At 69.0% G+C, this 16,139-nt stretch carries 16 protein-coding genes; 5 read left to right on the top strand and 11 right to left on the bottom strand.

What is annotated here, in order from left to right:
• The first annotated feature begins 94 nt into the window (after nt 1-94).
• On the top strand, nt 95-670 hold the full coding sequence (locus tag Y710_RS14985) for a TetR/AcrR family transcriptional regulator (RefSeq protein WP_006895496.1): 576 nt from the start codon (nt 95-97) through the stop codon (nt 668-670).
• Nucleotides 671-694: 24 nt separating this feature from the next.
• On the opposite strand, the gene Y710_RS14980 is transcribed toward Y710_RS14985, so the two are convergent.
• Nucleotides 695-1,525, bottom strand: coding sequence for a cytochrome c biogenesis CcdA family protein (locus Y710_RS14980; RefSeq protein ID WP_045538997.1), 831 nt, complete (start codon nt 1,523-1,525; stop codon nt 695-697).
• 15 nt (nt 1,526-1,540) lie between these two features.
• Complete coding sequence (locus Y710_RS14975; RefSeq protein ID WP_045538995.1) at nt 1,541-2,248, bottom strand: DsbA family protein; 708 nt, start codon at nt 2,246-2,248, stop codon at nt 1,541-1,543.
• Nucleotides 2,249-2,331: 83 nt separating this feature from the next.
• Between Y710_RS14975 and Y710_RS14970 the strand changes: the two genes are divergently transcribed.
• Nucleotides 2,332-2,766, top strand: coding sequence for a hypothetical protein (locus Y710_RS14970; RefSeq protein WP_006895491.1), 435 nt, complete (start codon nt 2,332-2,334; stop codon nt 2,764-2,766).
• A gap of 37 nt (nt 2,767-2,803) precedes the next feature.
• On the opposite strand, the gene Y710_RS14965 is transcribed toward Y710_RS14970, so the two are convergent.
• On the bottom strand, nt 2,804-4,171 hold the full coding sequence (locus tag Y710_RS14965) for an MBL fold metallo-hydrolase RNA specificity domain-containing protein (RefSeq protein WP_045538993.1): 1,368 nt from the start codon (nt 4,169-4,171) through the stop codon (nt 2,804-2,806).
• A 142-nt stretch (nt 4,172-4,313) separates the two neighbouring features.
• The gene (locus Y710_RS14960) at nt 4,314-4,637 is read right to left on the bottom strand and encodes a transglycosylase family protein (RefSeq protein WP_006895487.1); all 324 of its coding nucleotides are present in this window, start codon (nt 4,635-4,637) and stop codon (nt 4,314-4,316) included.
• Nucleotides 4,638-4,903: 266 nt separating this feature from the next.
• On the opposite strand from Y710_RS14960, the gene Y710_RS14955 reads away from it, so the two are divergent.
• Entirely contained in the window at nt 4,904-6,781 is a 1,878-nt protein-coding gene (locus Y710_RS14955) for a propionyl-CoA synthetase (protein ID WP_045538991.1), read from the top strand.
• Here the strand turns inward: Y710_RS14955 and Y710_RS14950 are convergent, their stop codons facing one another.
• The 5 genes from Y710_RS14950 to Y710_RS14930 form a co-directional block, all read right to left on the bottom strand.
• Nucleotides 6,782-8,500, bottom strand: a complete 1,719-nt coding sequence (locus tag Y710_RS14950) for a lipase family protein (protein WP_062367806.1) — start codon at nt 8,498-8,500, stop codon at nt 6,782-6,784.
• 54 nt (nt 8,501-8,554) lie between these two features.
• Nucleotides 8,555-9,178 (bottom strand): TetR/AcrR family transcriptional regulator, encoded by a 624-nt coding sequence (locus Y710_RS14945; protein WP_062367805.1) that lies wholly within the window; start codon nt 9,176-9,178, stop codon nt 8,555-8,557.
• A 37-nt stretch (nt 9,179-9,215) separates the two neighbouring features.
• Nucleotides 9,216-10,601, bottom strand: coding sequence for a lipase family protein (locus Y710_RS14940; RefSeq protein WP_062367804.1), 1,386 nt, complete (start codon nt 10,599-10,601; stop codon nt 9,216-9,218).
• A gap of 358 nt (nt 10,602-10,959) precedes the next feature.
• On the bottom strand, nt 10,960-12,180 hold the full coding sequence (locus Y710_RS14935; RefSeq protein WP_006898279.1) for an acyl-CoA dehydrogenase family protein: 1,221 nt from the start codon (nt 12,178-12,180) through the stop codon (nt 10,960-10,962).
• Between the two features lie 29 nt (nt 12,181-12,209).
• On the bottom strand, nt 12,210-13,577 hold the full coding sequence (locus tag Y710_RS14930; RefSeq protein ID WP_045538594.1) for an acyl-CoA dehydrogenase family protein: 1,368 nt from the start codon (nt 13,575-13,577) through the stop codon (nt 12,210-12,212).
• Nucleotides 13,578-13,695: 118 nt separating this feature from the next.
• On the opposite strand from Y710_RS14930, the gene Y710_RS14925 reads away from it, so the two are divergent.
• Complete coding sequence (locus Y710_RS14925) at nt 13,696-14,355, top strand: MBL fold metallo-hydrolase (RefSeq protein ID WP_006898281.1); 660 nt, start codon at nt 13,696-13,698, stop codon at nt 14,353-14,355.
• 32 nt (nt 14,356-14,387) lie between these two features.
• Here Y710_RS14925 and Y710_RS14920 read toward each other — a convergent pair whose 3' ends face one another.
• Together Y710_RS14920 and hisN are read right to left on the bottom strand one after the other, a co-directional pair.
• The gene (locus tag Y710_RS14920; protein WP_006898282.1) at nt 14,388-14,741 is read right to left on the bottom strand and encodes a VOC family protein; all 354 of its coding nucleotides are present in this window, start codon (nt 14,739-14,741) and stop codon (nt 14,388-14,390) included.
• Between the two features lie 114 nt (nt 14,742-14,855).
• Nucleotides 14,856-15,656 (bottom strand): histidinol-phosphatase, encoded by an 801-nt coding sequence (gene hisN, locus Y710_RS14915; RefSeq protein WP_006898283.1) that lies wholly within the window; start codon nt 15,654-15,656, stop codon nt 14,856-14,858.
• Nucleotides 15,657-15,743: 87 nt separating this feature from the next.
• On the opposite strand from hisN, the gene Y710_RS14910 reads away from it, so the two are divergent.
• Nucleotides 15,744-16,103, top strand: a complete 360-nt coding sequence (locus Y710_RS14910) for a hypothetical protein (protein WP_051999706.1) — start codon at nt 15,744-15,746, stop codon at nt 16,101-16,103.
• Nucleotides 16,104-16,139 lie beyond the last annotated feature (36 nt).

The following is a 16,139-nucleotide window of genomic DNA, read 5'->3' as shown; positions in this document are numbered from 1 at the left end:
TAGGTTCAAATCCTGCCCCCGCTACCGAACCGAGGAGACCCGCACCGTGAAGGTGCGGGTCTCCTCGCATTTCACGCGGCATTAGGCTGGACGCATGCACAGTCTCGGTTCCACCCTTCCTCGCCGCGGTCTCAACGCGCGACAACTGGAGACGGTGGGAAGGCTTCTCGACGCGGGCCTGTCGCTGCTCGAGGAGTCGGCCTACGAGGATCTGACGCTTCGGCTCATCGCCGCCGGAGCGAATGTCTCGCCGGCGACCGCGTACACCTACTTCTCGTCGAAGGACCACCTGTTCGCGTCCCTGTTCTGGCGGCAGGTGGCGCAGGCCCCGGAGCCGGAGCTGTCGGGCGAGGCCGCCGACCGCCTGCACCAGACCGTCCGGTACATCGCCGACGTGGTCGGAGCGTCGCCCACGGTCGCCGAGGCGGCCACCAAGAGTCTGCTCGCCGTCGATCCGGACGTGGCGCGGATCCGCGTCGAGATCGGCACCCACTGGTACGGACTGTTCACGCGCGCCCTGGGCGAGGATGTGGACCCGGCGGTCTTGCGAACACTCATGTTCACCTTCTCCGGTGCTCTGCTGGAGGCGGGGATGGGCGTCATCACCTATGACGACCTGTTCGACCAATTGGATTCGGCGGTGACGGTGATCGCCCGCGGCAACGTCTGACCGCGGCCGCGACGTGCATGCGGTTCAGTCGGGTTGCCGCTGCCCCCGCCACCACCACACCACGACCGACGTCACGACGGCGATGATGAGCGCGATGTCGACGTCCGGGCGGGCGAGTGCCTCGGCGGCGGTCTGGAGCCGGTCGGCGACGCCGGAGCCGGCCTCGGGATCGGCCAGCCCGACGAAGCCGTCGGTGATCCAGTACGCGCAGCCCGCCGCGATGAGCAGCAGGCCGGTGAGCACCGAAGTGCTGTGCCACGACCGGCCGAGGAAGGTGAACTCGCGACCGCGCAGCAGCGCGCGGCCGCGTTCGCCGAACCGCTGCCACACGAGAGCGATCGTGAACATCGGCGCGACGATGCCGGCTCCGTAGACCGCCAACAGGACGCCGGCGCCCGCGATCGCCCCCTGAGCCGCGGCCAGCGTGAGGACGGCGCCGAGGATCGGGCCGGTGCAGAATCCAGCGGCACCGGAGGCCGCTCCGAGAAGCAGGCAGCGGACCAGGCCCGTCCGGCGTTGCGCGGCGCCCCGCAATCCCTCGATTCCGGGCACCCGGCCGGCGATGTCGAACCCCCGGCCGAACATCGCCAGCAGGCCGAACGCCACGAGTACCGCGGAGGTGAGGGCGACCACCGCCGAACGATGCTCGGCGAACAACCGACCCAGCGCACCGACGCCGATCCCGACGGGTACCAACGTCGCGACGAGGCCGAGGTAGAAGACCAGCGAATGGATCACCAGCCGCGGCCCGGAACCGGCGGTCGATGCGAAGAAGGCGGGCAGGAGCAGAGCACTGCACGGGCTCAGCAGACTGAGCGCGCCGCCGACGAAGGCGGCTGCGAGTCCCACATTCATGGCTGCACGGTCACCTCAGCGTCCGGCGGCGTCGAGTTCGCTCCGCAGCTTGTCGGTGAAGACCTTCGTCGGCTGCGCCCCGAGGATCGGCTGGCCGCCGAGGATGAAGGCGGGCGTGGAATAAGTGCCCGCGGTGAAGCCGTCACTCGCCTTGTTCCGTACCGCCGACAAGACGGTGCGCGACTCGTAGTCGGTGCGGAAGCGGCCGGTGTCGAGCCTCAACTCGCCGGCGAGGGCGAGCAGTGCGTCGTCGGAGAGCGCGCTCTTCGGGCGCGGCCGGCCGTCGGCGAACAGAGCGGCATGGAACTCGCGCAGATGCCCCTGGAGCGCCGCGGAGTAGGCGGCGCGGGCGGCGCGTTCGGACTCATCGCCGAAGATGTTCATGTCCCGGAGTTCGATGCGCAGATCGCCGGCGTCGGCATAGGGCAGGAGTGCCGGGAGCGTGTCGTGCGACCACTTCGCGCAGTACGGGCACTGGTAGTCGGTGAAGACCACGAGACCGACGGGTGCGTCGACCGGACCGAAGGTCATCGGATCGGTCGGATCACGGTCCTCCCATTCCGAGCGGACCGGCGTCGATGCGGCACTGCCTGCCCGGTCGGCGGAGCCGTCGACCCCGTGCGAGGAACGGATCACCACGAAGGCGATCGCGGCGATGCCCGCCAGCACCGCGACGATCGGCACCAGCCGCGACCGGCGGAGCGATGTGCGGTCAGGGGCCATGCGTGCACCATAGCAACGACGCGGGGGCTCGGCGCCGGGAGACGGGGCGCGGCCGGGCCCGGGCGATCTGCGAGACTTGTGCGATGAATCTGACTCTCACCGCTCAGGTGGCGCTGATCGCCGCGGGTGTCATCTTTCTGTGGGCGCTGTTGCTCGGCGTGTGGAAGTACGCCGCCATCATGCGGAGCGAGACCGGACAGGCACACGTGTACGTCGACATCGCTCACCGCGCCGCACTCATGTACTCCTTCGCCACCGCCTTGCTGGCTGCGTTCGCGCAGTTCAGCGCGTGGTCGACGGCGGTCAACATGGTCGCGCTGATCGTCGTCCTCGTCTTCTTCGTCGGTGCGATCGCGTCCTACTGCCTGCACGGACTGCGACGCGACACCACCAACCAGTTCCACCCGGCGTCGCCGTCGCTGACCGCGTCGATGGTCGCGCTGATCATCGGCGAGGTGGGCGGCAGCGCGGTGATTCTCGCGGGCTTCATCGTCGAGCAGGCCGGCACCTGGGGCTGAGTGTCCCGAGTGGCGTTCCGGTGCGATCGGCGGCGCGTCAGATCAGATCGAACGTCTGGTTCTGGTGTCCGACGGTGGTCCGCCAGCCGAGATCGTGGTCGATCCGATGCCGCATCGACTCCGTGGCGTTGGGTTCGCCGTGAACCAGGAACGTCCGGCGCGGCGCCTCGTCGAAGCCACGCATCCATCGGATGAGCTCGTCGGAGTCGGCGTGCGCCGAGAGCATGTGCAGGTTCTCCACCCGAGCGTGCACCGGCAGCCACTCGCCGTACAGCTTGAGGAAGCGTGCCCCGTCGGCCAGCGACCGCCCGCGGGTGCCGACCGCCTGATAGCCGACCAGGACCACCGTGTTCTGTGAGCCGCCGACGAATGCGGCCAGATGGTGCAGGACGCGGCCGCCGGTCGCCATCCCGCTCGCGGAGAGAATGACCTTCGGGCCGTGGTCGGCGGAGATCTGTTTGGAACGTTCGGGGTCGCGGACGTACTCGGCGATCGCGAACATCTCGTCGACGTGTGCCGCGTCGAGCCGATGCGCCGCCGGATGCGAGCGCATCAGTTCGCCTGCGTTGATCGCCATCGGGCTGTCGACGTAGACCGGCACCCGGGGCAGCAGCCCGTCCCGCTGCAGAGTCCAGAGGTGATAGAGGATCGTCTGCGTCCGACCGACCGCGAACGCGGGGATCACGACGGTGCCGCCGCGGTCGACTGTCTCGGTGATGATGCGCAGTAGTTCGGCGGCCGGGTCCGCGTGGTCTCGCACGCGATCGCCGTAGGTGGACTCGCACACGAGGTAGTCGGCCCGGGGTACCGGCTCGGGATTGAACATCAGGGGGTCGTCGTACCGGCCGAGGTCGCCGCTGAACGCGACGGTGACGCCGCCCCACTCCACCTCGACGGTGGCGGCGCCGAGGATGTGGCCGGCGCCGCGGAACAGCGCTCGGACCTCGCGGGTGGGGGAGAACGACTTGTCCGTGGCGCGCGTGTGGAACTGGGCTATGGTCTGTTCGACGTCGGTGACGTCGTAGAGCGGCCGTGCCGGGGAGTGCCGCGTGGCCCGGTGCTTGTTGGCCAGCATCGCGTCGCGTTCCTGCAGATGGGCGGAGTCGCGGAGGATGATGTCGGCCACGTCGCGCGTGGCGGGGGTCGAATAGATCGGACCGCGGAAGCCGTCGCGGATCAGGCGCGGCAGGTATCCCGTGTGGTCGAGATGAGCGTGGGTGACGATCACCGCATCGAGTGCCTGCGGATCCACCGGCAGCGAGCGCCAGTTGGTCTCGCGCAGGTTCTTGATGCCCTGGAAGAGCCCGCAGTCGACGAGGATCATCCTCCCGTCGCGCTCGAGGAGATGCTTGGAACCGGTGACGGTTCCCGCCGCTCCGAGGCTGGTGAACGAGAGCGTCGACATCCGGTGGCCTCCTCTGATCGCCTTCACCCGAGCCTAGGCCGTGCCGGCCGCGTGGGTCGGGCGACACCGCGAGGCCGGTCGCTGCGACAGCGACCGGCCTCGTCGGAGAGCGCGGTTCCCCGGTTGAGGGGTGCGGGCGTACTTAGAGGTACGCGCCGCAGACCGGCCAGGCGCCGGGGCCCTGGGTGGCGAGCACGTTCTCCGCGACGCGGATCTGCTCCTCGCGGGACGCGTTGTTCGCGCTGCCGGTGCCGCCGTTGGCCTCCCAGGTGGACTGCGAGAACTGCAGACCGCCGTAGTAGCCGTTGCCGGTGTTGATCGACCAGTCGCCGCCGCTCTCGCACTGAGCGACCGCGTCCCAGTTGTGGCCGGTGTCGGCCGAGGCGACGCCGGCGGCCAGGGTCAGCGGGGCGATGGTCAGGGCGCCGGCGATCGCGGCGCGGGTTGCGAGCTTGGTAAGGCTCATCAGGCATTCCTCCTTGGGCGCAGCCCTCGAAAACGGGCTGCGTTCGTGGACGGAAGAGACGCTACGTCGTGAAAAACGTGAGGTCACACCGCGAAGCTGTGGTCGGAGACACAATCCGCTTGCTCTTGCAAGCGTGTAATTCTCAGCAAGATCCCAGGTGGGAGCGAGGATTCCGCTGTTATCTTTCCGTGATAAATCCGAGACCAAGTGTGACCGAGTCCACGCTGCAGAAGTGACTCCGGTCACCGGATTGCTACCGTTGTCCAATGGCCACCTACGCAGAAGTCTTCGCCCGCAGCATCGACGATCCCGACGGATTCTGGCTCGACGCGGCGGCGGGCATCGACTGGATCAGTCCGCCGACCAAGGCTCTCGACGATTCCCAGCCGCCGATCTACCGATGGTTCCCCGATGCCACGCTCAATACCTCGGCGAACGCGCTCGACCGTCATGTCTCGGCGGGCCGCGGCGATCGTGACGCGCTCGTCTGGGACTCCGCAATGGTGGGCGAGAAGCGGACGTACACCTATGCCGAACTGCTCGCCGAGGTGTCCCGCTTCGCGGGAGTGCTCGCCGCGCAGGGCGTGGCCAAGGGCGATCGCGTCATCGTCTACATGCCGATGATCCCGGAGGCCGCGATCGCGATGCTCGCCTGCGCGCGGATCGGAGCCGTGCACTCAGTGGTGTTCGGCGGGTTCGCTGCACCGGAGTTGGCCACGCGCATCGACGACGCCGAACCGGTCGCGATCGTCACCGCGTCGGGTGGACTGGAGCCGGGCCGAACCGTCGAGTATCTGCCGATGGTGCGGGATGCGCTGGCGATCGCGGCGTCGGCGCCGGAGACGGTGATCGTGAAGGACCGGCCGCAGGTGGCCGGATCGGCGGGGGACTACGGGTGGCTCGACTGGGACCAGCAGATGGCGACCGCGCGCCCGGCCGACGCCGTCGAGGTGGCCGCGACCGACCCGCTCTACATCCTGTACACCTCGGGAACCACGGGGAAGCCCAAGGGCGTGGTGCGCGACAACGGCGGTCACGCGGTGGCGCTGCACTGGTCGATGCGCAACGTGTACGGGGTGTCGCCCGACGACGTGTGGTGGACGGCCTCCGACGTCGGCTGGGTGGTGGGCCACTCGTACATCGTCTACGGTCCGCTGCTGCTCGGAGCGACGACGGTGATGTATGAGGGCAAGCCGGTCGGGACACCTGACGCGGGGGCGTTCTGGCGCGTCATCTCCGAACACGGAGCGTCGGCGCTGTTCACCGCTCCGACGGCGATCCGCGCGATCCGCAAGGCCGATCCCGAGGCCGCTGAACTGGCCCAGTACGACATGTCGCGGTTCAAGACCCTCTTCGCGGCGGGCGAGCGACTCGATCCCGACACGTTCGAATGGGCCTCGGAGAAGCTCGGTGTCCCGGTGGTGGACCACTGGTGGCAGACCGAGACCGGCTGGGCGATAGTGGCCAATCTGCGTGGACTCGAACCCATGCCGCTCAAGCCCGGGACTGCCACGGTCCCGGTCCCCGGGTACGACGTGCAGGTCGTCGACGCCGATGGCCGCCGTCTCGGACCCAACGCCGAGGGCAACATCGTCGTGAAGCTGCCGATGCCGCCCGGCACCCTCGCGGGGCTGTGGGGCGACGAGGAGCGGTTCCGTTCCTCATACCTCAAGGCGTTCCCCGGCTACTACCTGACCGGCGACTCCGGCTACATCGATGAGAACGGGTACGTCTACGTCCTGGGGCGGTCGGATGACGTCATCAATGTCGCCGGGCACCGGCTCTCCGCCGGGAGCATCGAAGCGGTGGTCGCCGCGCATCCGGCCGTCGCGGAGTGCGCGGTGGTCGGCATTCACGACGACCTCAAGGGACAGCGGCCGAGCGGATACGTGGTGCTCAAGGCCGGTGCCGACATCGACGAGGACCGTCTCCGCGCCGAACTGGTGCAGATGGTCCGCGACGAGATCGGCGCCGTCGCCACCTTCCGCGACGTCACGGTCGTCCAGGCTCTGCCGAAGACCCGGTCGGGCAAGATCCTGCGTAAGACCATGCGGCAGATCGTGGACGGTGAGGAGTACGCGGTGCCCTCGACCATCGAGGACCTCTCAGTGCTCGAGGCCCTGGTGGATCAACTCGGGCACTGATCACGCCGGATGCGGTGCCGGGCAGTTCGGTGTCGGCGCCGCACCCGCGAAACGGTCCTGCGTCCAGGCGATGAGCGACCCGACGGCGGGCGAGTCGTCGTCGATGAGCGTCATGTGCCCGAGCCCCGGGTAGGTGCGGTATTCGAGATCGCTGCCCGCGGCGCATTGGTCGGTGACGTACTCGTTCTGCGACGCCGGAGCGATCACCTCGTCCGACAGTCCCTGGGCGATGAGCGTGGGCCGCGGCAGCCGCGCGCTCGGCGTGTTCTCGGCGAGTCGTGCGCCCAGCGGACCGGACGTCGGGGTGCGCGTGTAGAAGTCGTGGCCGAGAATGAGCGCCTCGGCGAGCGAGACGGGCATCGTGGGCGACCACAGACAGCGCGCCGCCATTCCGCGCATCGGGAGGCGGGCCTGCGTCTTGATGTAGTCGGCGTAGCGGACGTCCGGGTAGGTGCGGGTGTACGCGTCCATCACATACGACGCCAGCAACGCGCCGCCCGCCATCGTCTCCAGCCCGGAGGCGAGAGCCCGCAGATTCGATGCCGGTGCGAGCGCCGCGGTGGCGATCACGCCGGCGTCGGGTGCGTACGACGGAGCCAGCAGTTCGGTCCACAGTGCAGCGTGTCCGCCCTGGGAATGGCCCCACACCACCGTCGACCGAGTCAATGACGCCCCGGGCAGAGCGCGGGCGGCCCGGATCGAGTCCAGTACCGAGCGCGCCTCACCCCGGCCGATCACATACGGCGACGGTCCCGGAGTACCCATCCCGATGTAGTCGGCGGCCACCAGCGCCCAGCCCCGCCCGACCACCGCGTTCAGGCCCGGCAGGTGTGCCAGCGGTGTCGAGGTCATCGACGGGGCGCAGTTCTCGGCGACGCCGGACGTCCCGTGGGCCCACGCGATCAGCGAGTGCGGACCGGGACCGTCCGGAACGACGACGAGACCGCTCGCCAGTGCGGGCCGGTCGCCGCGCAGGGTGGAGTAGAGGATGCGCCACGCGTGAGCGCCCGGCGGGATGCCCGCGGCGGTCGGCTCCGACTTCAACAGGGTCCCCGGCCGCACGCCGGCGGGAAGCTCGGCTCGATAGAACGCGCCGGGTTCCTCAGCGGTGCCGCGGACGACGAATGTCGCGATCACCAGCGGCACGGCGACGATCGTCGCGACCGCTGCCGCGGCCGTCCGCAGCGCGATTCTCGCGGTCCGCTCCCGGCCGGGTTCGGCCGCGGCGGTCCGGCCGCGGATGCCGACGAGCAGCTCGGCCGCACCGCGCCACACCAGCGCCAGCCCGACGGCCTCGACGACGATGAAGATGCTCACACCCGGCCACGACACGGCGAGCACAGCGGTGGCGATACCGGCTGCGCCGAACAGCACGTCGGCGAACCACGCGGGGCCGCGGCGCGCGGCGCGCACCCATCGGCCCACGCCCCACACCGCGAGTGCGATCGCCGCGGCCACCGCGATACCGAAGATCGACAGACTCCGCCAGATCAGCAGCACGGTACCGACCAGCGGCAGCAGGACTGCGACGGCGAGCCGGAGCGGTTCCCGGCGAGTCTGGGATTCGATGAGGTCGACGAGTCCGGCCACGATCAAGCCGATCGCCAGTGCGGCGGCGGTCCACGGCACGCTCGCGAACGGGCGGAGCACCAGCAGGACGCCGACGGCGATGGATGCCAGAGCGAGGAGCAGGCGCCAAGCTCTGGCGGCAGTGGTCATCTCATCAGCGTAGGAGGCACTGTGCGGCGCGGAGAGGTTTCGACGCGAGCCCGCTCAGCCCAGAACACCGGGTCGGAGCAGCGTGCGCATCACCCGGAGGGTGTCCTCGGTGGTCAGGTCGGCTGATCGCACCTGCTCGACGATCACGGCGTTCACCGCGCCGATGAAGCCGGTCCACAGCAGCGGGTCGGGCCTCGCGGTGAGCAATCCGCGCTCGGCGCCCGCCGCGCTGATCGCGTCGAGCGAGGCACCCCACCGGGTCCGGCGCTCGGCGCGGTGTTCCTCGAACTCCGCGCTCACACCCACTGCCTCGACGAAGCAGATTCGGGTGAGCCGAGGGTCCGCGCCGAAGAATTCGACGAATGCCCGGATCCCCGCGTCGAACACCGCCTCGATCTCCGCGGCGGTCTCGAGTGACCGTTCGACGGCTTCGATGACGGCCGTGCTCGCCGCGTCCTCGGTCTCGTCGTAGACCGTGCGGAGCAGATGCTCGCGGTCGCCGAACTCCTCGTAGAACTGTCGGGATGACAGAGCGGCGTGCCGACAGACCGCTGACACGGACGTCGCCGCGTAGCCGTCGGTGCCGAACAGCGCGATCGCCGAATCACAGAAGCGTCGACGCCGATCTCGGCGACGGTCGTGCATCGACTGGCCGCGATAGAGCCTGGGTTCGGTCACCGGTCCAGGCTAGCGGTCGAGCCCGGACCGGATGCCGCTAGCGCTCCGCGCCCAGAGGTTTGCCGAACAGTGCCGCCAGCCCGGCGCCCACCGCTGCCGAGAACGTCGGCCACCATCGCGGCCGCGACGTCATGGTGAGGTCGTCACTGGTCCGGCAACCCTGTGCGGCCGGCTTGCCGTCGAGCCGATCCTTCAGCCACAACAGTGCCAGCGGCGCACCCGAGACCTCGGCGATGAGATGTTCCGACAGGTGGTCGCGGGTGTAGGTCACCCGAGCACCCGGGCGGCGGCAGTACTGACCGACGAGCCGATCCACCTGGCCCACGGGGATGATCTCGTCGAGGGCGGAGTTCCACATGTACATGGGCATGTCGGGCAGGCTCTTGCCCATCCGGGTGTCGTCGAAGACCCGACGCACGGCGGGTGCCCGCAGCGCGCCGCCCGGTGCGCGGATGAACCCGATGTTGTTCAGGAACGGGAAGGTCGCCGCCTGATACTGCACGCAGAGGGGACCCTTGAGTGCCAGCACCGCCCGGCCGAGCGGGTCGAGGTGGGAGTTCATGAAGGTGCGGAAGTAGTCGTACTCGCGGGTGAGTCCGACCACCGCGCCGAGCACGAGGCCGCTGGTTACGTTGTTCTGCGCGGCTTTGAGGACCACCTCGAGATCCGCGGGGACTCCCCCTTCTGCGGCGCCCACGATGTTCAGTTCGGGGGCGTACGTCTTCTTGAGTTCAGCGGTGTGCCCGGTGACGATGGCGCCGCCGGAATAGCCGTACAGGCCGATGGGTGAGGCATCGGTGATCGACGACGGCGCGAATCGCTTGGCGGCACGGAGACTGTCGAGGGTGATGCGGGCACCGAGTGGACCGGCGCCGTAAGCGTGGTTGGGGCCTTCGTGGTCGGGAAGCACCACCGCGTACCCCTGGTTCAGAAAGCCCTGGGCGATGAGCAGTTCGGCGGGAGCGACCACCTGACCCAGAAGGGGGCCGGCGTTGAGGTGCTGGACGGCGTACGACGTCGCGCAGTAGCCGGCGGTCGAATCCTCGGCGATCTGCATGGAGACGACCTTGCGCGGGCCGGTCGTGGTGCCGCGCGGCTTGAGGATCGTGGTGACTGCGGGGATCGCCCGGCCGCGGGTGTCGGTGGACCGGAAGATGAGCTGCCACGCGTCCACGTTGATGGGAGCGACTCCGAAGTTCGCGGGGGTGATCCGCCGGGCACGCAAGATCTCACCCGGAGCGGCGGCGGCGACTTCCCGGGCCGGAGGTCGGTAGAAGGCGGGGTCGAGCTCTTGTGGCAGTGGAACGAGCGGCGCCTGCGTCACGGCCGGGTCGGCGTGGGCGGGCGCGACCGGTGTCCCCGCCGCTGTCGCGACGACGGCCACGGCGCTCAGCGCAGCGGCGAGGAATGTGCGTGTTCTCAATTCGACCCCCGTGTGAAACGTTCTTATTTCAAAAGTTTCGCTGAGAGTACACGGGGGTTGCCCAGATCACAATGGATCGTCGGGAAGTGGGAGGTCACCGGGGCGGGTGAGGGGTCGGTGGGCGGTCTCGATGCGCATCGTCACTTCGTTCCTCCGCTTACTCGACGGACCTGCAGGGTGGTGCTTACTCGACGAGCCGGGGTGGTGCCTAGTCGAGGGGCCGGCGGGGTCGCGGGGGCGGCCTGGGGACGGGTCAGGGGCGGGGGATTCGCTCGGAGCCCTCGATGAGGACGCCGCGTCGTGAATCCCCCGCCCCTGATCGTGCGACGGGAATGCAGAGCCTACGGGCTCGGCCTGATCACTTCAGTTCGGCACTGCTCTTCCCGAGAATGCGCCGGGCGATGATCAGCTGCTGAATCTGCTGCGTTCCCTCGAAGATGTCGAGGATCTTCGAGTCGCGCGCCCACTTCTCGAGCAGGGTGCGCTCGGAGTAGCCGTAGGTGGACGCGAGTTCGACGGCCTTGTTGGTGACGTCGGTGCCGGTGCGGCCGGCCTTGGCCTTCGACATCGACGCCTCCAGCGAGTTCGGCATCTTGTTGTCGGCCATCCACGCGGCGCGGATCGCGAGCAGGTATGCGGCCTCGTAGTCGGACTCCATGCGGATGAACTCCGCCACCGCGGCCGGCTGGTCGGCGGCCGGACGGTCGTAGTCGATTTCGAGGCCGGCCTCCTCGAGGAGCTTGCGGAGTTCCTCGAGTGCGGCGCGCGCGACGCCGACAGCCATAGCGGCGACCATCGGCCGCGTGTTGTCGAAGGTCTGCATGACCCCGCCGAAGCCCTTCTTGACGTCCACCTCCGGCGAACCGAGCAGGTTGGTGGCGGGGATCCGGCAGTCCTCGAAGCGGATCACGGCGGTGTCGGACGCGCGGATGCCGAGCTTGTGTTCGAGCCGGACGATGGTGACGCCCGGGTTGTCCCGAGGGACGACGAAGCTCTTGATGGCCGCGCGCCCCAGGCTGCGGTCCACCGAGGCCCACACCACGATGTGGGTGGCGCGCGAACCCGCGGTCACGAAGATCTTCTCGCCGTTGATGACGTACTCGTCACCGTCGCGCGTCGCGGTGGTGGTCACCGCGGCCGAGTCGGAACCGAAGCTCGGCTCGGTGATGGCCATCGACGCCCAGACCTCGCCGCCGAAGCTCTCGATCTGTTCGTCGGTGGCGACAGCGGCGATGGCCGCGTTGCCCAGTCCCTGATACGGGATCGAGAGCATGAGCCCCACGTCGCCGTACGACGCCCACATGGCGTTGAGGACCGACTGCATGTTGCCGCCGTTGGCGTTGTAGCCCTCCGGTCGCTGCTTGTTGGCGTCGCCGCGACCACCCGCGGCGCCCGCACCGGCCTGGCCGGCGGCGGCGAGACCGTTGTAGAGGTTCGCCAGAGTGTCCAGCTCCACCGGGTACTCGTGCTCGGCGAGGTCGTACTTGCGCGAGATGGGCCGGAAGATCTCCAGCGCCGCATCGCGCGCCTGCTCCACCGTGGGCTGCAGCTTCTTGGGCAGTTCGAGATTGATTGCCATGATGTCGACTCCTGAAACTCGTCTCGCCGTCAGAGAACGACGATGCCCTCGCCGATGCCCGCGCCGCGCAGGTCGCGGTACCACCGCTCCACCGGGTGCTCCTTGGTGAAGCCGTGGCCGCCGAGCAGCTGCACGCCGTCGAGGCCGATCTGAAGGCCCTTGTCGATGGTGAGCTTGCGCGCCAGCGCCGCCTCGCGGGCGAACGACAGACCCTGCTCCGCACGCGAGGCGCCGCGGAGGGTCACCAGTCGCAGGCCGTCGAGTTCGGTCGCCATGTTCGCGACCATGAACGCCACCGCCTGGCGGTTCGAGATCGGCTCGCCGAAGGCCTCGCGCTCGTTGACGTAGGGGATCACGTAGTCGAGCATCGCCTTCGCGGTGCCGGCGGCCAGTGCCGACCAGCCCAGGCGCGACAGGCGCACCACGTCGCGGTACGCGGCCGCCGCGTCGTCTCCCTCGACCTCGCCGAGGAGAGCCGTGGCGGGAACGGCCACGTCGTCGAGCAGCAGCCGCCCCATTCCGGCTGCGCGCAGGCCCATGCCCGGATCGGCTTCGATCACCAGACCCTGGCTGTCGGACTCGACGATGAACAGGGCCGGACGGCCGTCGAGCTGCGCGCCGACGATGAACAGTTCCGCGCTGCCTGCCGCGGGGACGAACGACTTCACGCCGGAGAGGCGGAACCCGCTCGGCACGCGCTTGGCCTTGGTCTGCAGGTCGAAGGCGTCGAACAGCGGGCGCGGCTCGGCGATGACGACCGCGGACGACGGTACGTTCTCGCCCGCGAAGTCGGGAAGGTAGGTGCGCTGCTGGCCGTCGCTGCCGAAGTTGGTCAGGGTGGTCGCGACGCCGCTCGGCGCCAGAAGGGGCAGGGCCAGTCCCATGTCGCCGTACGCCATGGCCTCGGCGACGAGCGCGTTGGTGACCACACCGCGTTCGGTGGCGGCTCCGTCGAAGGCCTCCGGAACGTTGATCATCGTGATGCCGAGTTCCGCCGAGCGCTTCAGGATGTCCTCGGGAGTGGTGGCGGCGTTGTCGGCGTCGTATGCCGCCGGCCGCAGGATCTCGGTGGAGAAGTCGCGGACGGTCTCCGCGATCATCTCCTGCTCTTCGTCGGGGTTGAGGTTGAAGAAGCCCTTCGACGAGGTGACCGGACGCTCCGGCTTTCCGCTGCTCGCGACCTGGGTGAACGCGCGGTTGGCCGCTCCGAGGGTCTTGAATCCGGTCTTGGTGGCGTGGAAGGCCACCCGGTTGATCGGCTCGCGCAGGTGGTACTTCTCGGCGATGTCGGAGCCCGTGATGGTCGTGAGCAGGCGCATGGCCGCACCGATCGGAGTGCGCTTGTGCGGCTGCGCGCCGACGGACGAGGTGTCGCGGGGTTCGGTGTTCGTGGTCATTTCCTCACCAGATTCTCGAAGCGGATTGTCGCGATGGAGTTCTTACTCCGTAGTAAGGAGTTACCTTACTCCTCGGTAAGAAGGTTGTCACGACTCCGGCACGACTATCGTCGGAGCCATGCGCATCACCCATTTCGGCCACTCCTGCGTACTGCTCGAGATCGATCGCACCCGGGTGCTCTTCGACCCCGGAAACCTCTCGTCGGGATTCGAGACGCTGACCGGGCTGGACGCGATTCTCATCACCCATCAGCACCCCGACCATGCGGATCCGGCGCGGCTGCCCGCGCTGGTCGACGCCAATCCGCAGGCGGTCCGTTACGCCGATCCGCAGACCGCGGCCCAACTGAACGAGAAGCGGGACGCCGGCCAGTGGTCGGTGATGGCGGCGGGGGAGCAGACGCGAATCGGTGCGCTGACCGTCCGCGGCACCGGCGGCAGACACGCCGTGATCCACCCGGATCTGCCGGTGGTCGACAACATCGCGTACGTGGTGGACGCCGCCGACCGTCCCGGCGCCTTCATGCACCCCGGCGACAGCCTGTACATCCCGTTCGAGCGGATCGACGTTCTGGCCCTGCCCGCGGCCGCGCCGTGGCTCAAGCTCAGCGAGCCCGTCGACTACCTGCGCGCGGTCGCGCCGCGGCGGGCCTTCCCGATCCACCAGGCCGTCCTGTCCGATGCCGGCCGTGCCATTCACAATGCGCGGATCGACGAGATGAAGCCGACGGGCACCGAGTTCTCCGTGCTGGAGTCCGGGGTGCCCGTCGAACTGTGACCGCCGCCGCGGCCTGAATCACCGCCGCGTGGTCACTGTTTCGGCAACGGACTGTAGAAGACCAGCCCGTTGCCCTTGTTGTCGTAGACCACCGCACGCCGCTCGTGCGCGTCGTTGTACGCCTGGGTGACGATGCCGCCGCCGCTCGCTTCGACGGCTTTCGCGGCCGCGTCGACGTCGTCGGTCTTGATGCCGACCACCACCTGACCGTGGATCGGGTGGTCGACGGCCGTCGCGAGTGCGACGGTGACTCCGCCGCCGTCGAGGGCGGCGAAGTGTGCGCCGTCGCGGAACTTCAGAGCCATTCCCAGCGTCTCGCTGTAGAACTTGATCGATTCGTCGAGATCGTCGGTCGACAGGACGATCATCTTCACTTCGTTGCTCATGGCGCCTCCGCATTCAGTTCTCGGAGCGGAATGTCGCTCCATCGCGGAGGCTACCGGCGACTTCCTTGTGCCGCAGGAGTATTCCGGCGCGAATGCGGAGTCACGCGCGGAGGATCACGTCCCCAGGGCTGCCAGAGTCTCCCGCTGCAGCAGACCGTTCGTGGCCACGGCGCTTCCGCCGCCCGGGCCGGGCCTGCCGCCCAGATCGGTGAACTCGCCGCCCGCCTCGCGTACCAGGACATCGAGTGCCGCGAGATCCCACAGGGAGACCTCCGGTTCGGCGGCGATGTCCACTGCGCCCTCGGCGACGAGGCAGTAGTTGAAGAAGTCGCCGTAGCCGCGCACGCGCCAGACGCTGTCGGTGAGCGCGATGAATCGGTCGCGGATGCCGCGGTCGGCCCAGCCGGACAGGCTGGAGAAGGCCAACGACGCCGAGCCGAGGTCGTCGACCTTCGACACCGAGATCGGCCTGGGCTCGCCGCCGTCGAGCGACGCGAAGGCGCCGCCGCCCGCCGCCGCCCACCAGCGCCGGTTCAACGCAGGCGCACTCACCACGCCGACCGACGGCACGCCGTCCACGAGCAGGGCGATGAGCGTGGCCCAGACGGGAACGCCGCGGACGAAGTTCTTGGTGCCGTCGATCGGATCCACCACCCATTGCCGCCCGGTGAGCAGCGGGTCGCCGCCGAACTCCTCGCCGAGCACGGCGTCGGCGGGTCGGGCCTGGGCGATGCGGTCGCGGATCATCCGTTCGCACGCGAGGTCGGCGTCCGACACCGGGGTGAGATCGGGCTTCGAGTCGACGTGCAGATCGAGGGCGCCGAAGCGGGAGAGCGTGAGGTCGTCGGCTGCATCGGCCAGATCGAGTGCCAGCTGAAGATCTGCGCCGTGACCGGCGTCCGAGAGGGTAGCCACGGCATCCGAGGCTAGCACCGGTGGCCGATGCGTCCGGCCGTGCGACATCCGTCTCTTCCCGATGCCGTCCGGCGGTACTCTCGGGCCATGCCTGTGTGGATCAGCGTCGTGTTCATCCTGATCGTCGCGACGTCGCTCGTCGCGATGCTGATGCAGCGCCGTGGGCGCCGGATGTTCGGAGGCGGCGTCGACGCGGCCTCCGGCTATGTGGAGGGCACGCTCACGGTGACCGGGCTCGGCAGGCAGAACGAGCCCGACAAGAACGGGAGCCGGTACTGCACCATCAGCGGCACCATCATCGGCCCGCAGATCGCTCCCACCGAGGTGTACGGCACTCAGGTGCTCGGCGCCGACGACGTCGCGCCGACGGTGGGCGCGTCGATGCCCGTGGTGTACCGGCCCGGCAAGGTCGACTCCACGTGGCGGTTCGGGGTGCTCGGCGACTGACCGCGGTCGGGCGTCCGCGGCCAGAGGGTAACCTGG

Source organism: Gordonia sp. QH-12, assembly GCF_001578675.1.
GTDB classification, from domain to species: domain Bacteria; phylum Actinomycetota; class Actinomycetes; order Mycobacteriales; family Mycobacteriaceae; genus Gordonia; species Gordonia sihwensis.
This window is presented reverse-complemented; position numbering and strand designations above follow the sequence as displayed.

What these genes read in the sequence shown, in the direction of transcription:
- Y710_RS14925 (WP_006898281.1), top strand. Translation starts at nt 13,696, where the DNA reads ATGCGCATCACCCATTTCGGCCACTCCTGCGTACTGCTCGAGATCGAT.
- Y710_RS14950 (WP_062367806.1), bottom strand. Translation starts at nt 8,500, where the DNA reads ATGACCACTGCCGCCAGAGCTTGGCGCCTGCTCCTCGCTCTGGCATCC.
- Y710_RS14930 (WP_045538594.1), bottom strand. Translation starts at nt 13,577, where the DNA reads ATGACCACGAACACCGAACCCCGCGACACCTCGTCCGTCGGCGCGCAG.
- Y710_RS14985 (WP_006895496.1), top strand. Translation starts at nt 95, where the DNA reads ATGCACAGTCTCGGTTCCACCCTTCCTCGCCGCGGTCTCAACGCGCGA.
- Y710_RS14975 (WP_045538995.1), bottom strand. Translation starts at nt 2,248, where the DNA reads ATGGCCCCTGACCGCACATCGCTCCGCCGGTCGCGGCTGGTGCCGATC.
- Y710_RS14935 (WP_006898279.1), bottom strand. Translation starts at nt 12,180, where the DNA reads ATGGCAATCAATCTCGAACTGCCCAAGAAGCTGCAGCCCACGGTGGAG.
- Y710_RS14955 (WP_045538991.1), top strand. Translation starts at nt 4,904, where the DNA reads ATGGCCACCTACGCAGAAGTCTTCGCCCGCAGCATCGACGATCCCGAC.
- Y710_RS14980 (WP_045538997.1), bottom strand. Translation starts at nt 1,525, where the DNA reads ATGAATGTGGGACTCGCAGCCGCCTTCGTCGGCGGCGCGCTCAGTCTG.
- Y710_RS14970 (WP_006895491.1), top strand. Translation starts at nt 2,332, where the DNA reads ATGAATCTGACTCTCACCGCTCAGGTGGCGCTGATCGCCGCGGGTGTC.
- Y710_RS14965 (WP_045538993.1), bottom strand. Translation starts at nt 4,171, where the DNA reads ATGTCGACGCTCTCGTTCACCAGCCTCGGAGCGGCGGGAACCGTCACC.
- Y710_RS14910 (WP_051999706.1), top strand. Translation starts at nt 15,744, where the DNA reads ATGCCTGTGTGGATCAGCGTCGTGTTCATCCTGATCGTCGCGACGTCG.
- Y710_RS14920 (WP_006898282.1), bottom strand. Translation starts at nt 14,741, where the DNA reads ATGAGCAACGAAGTGAAGATGATCGTCCTGTCGACCGACGATCTCGAC.
- Y710_RS14960 (WP_006895487.1), bottom strand. Translation starts at nt 4,637, where the DNA reads ATGAGCCTTACCAAGCTCGCAACCCGCGCCGCGATCGCCGGCGCCCTG.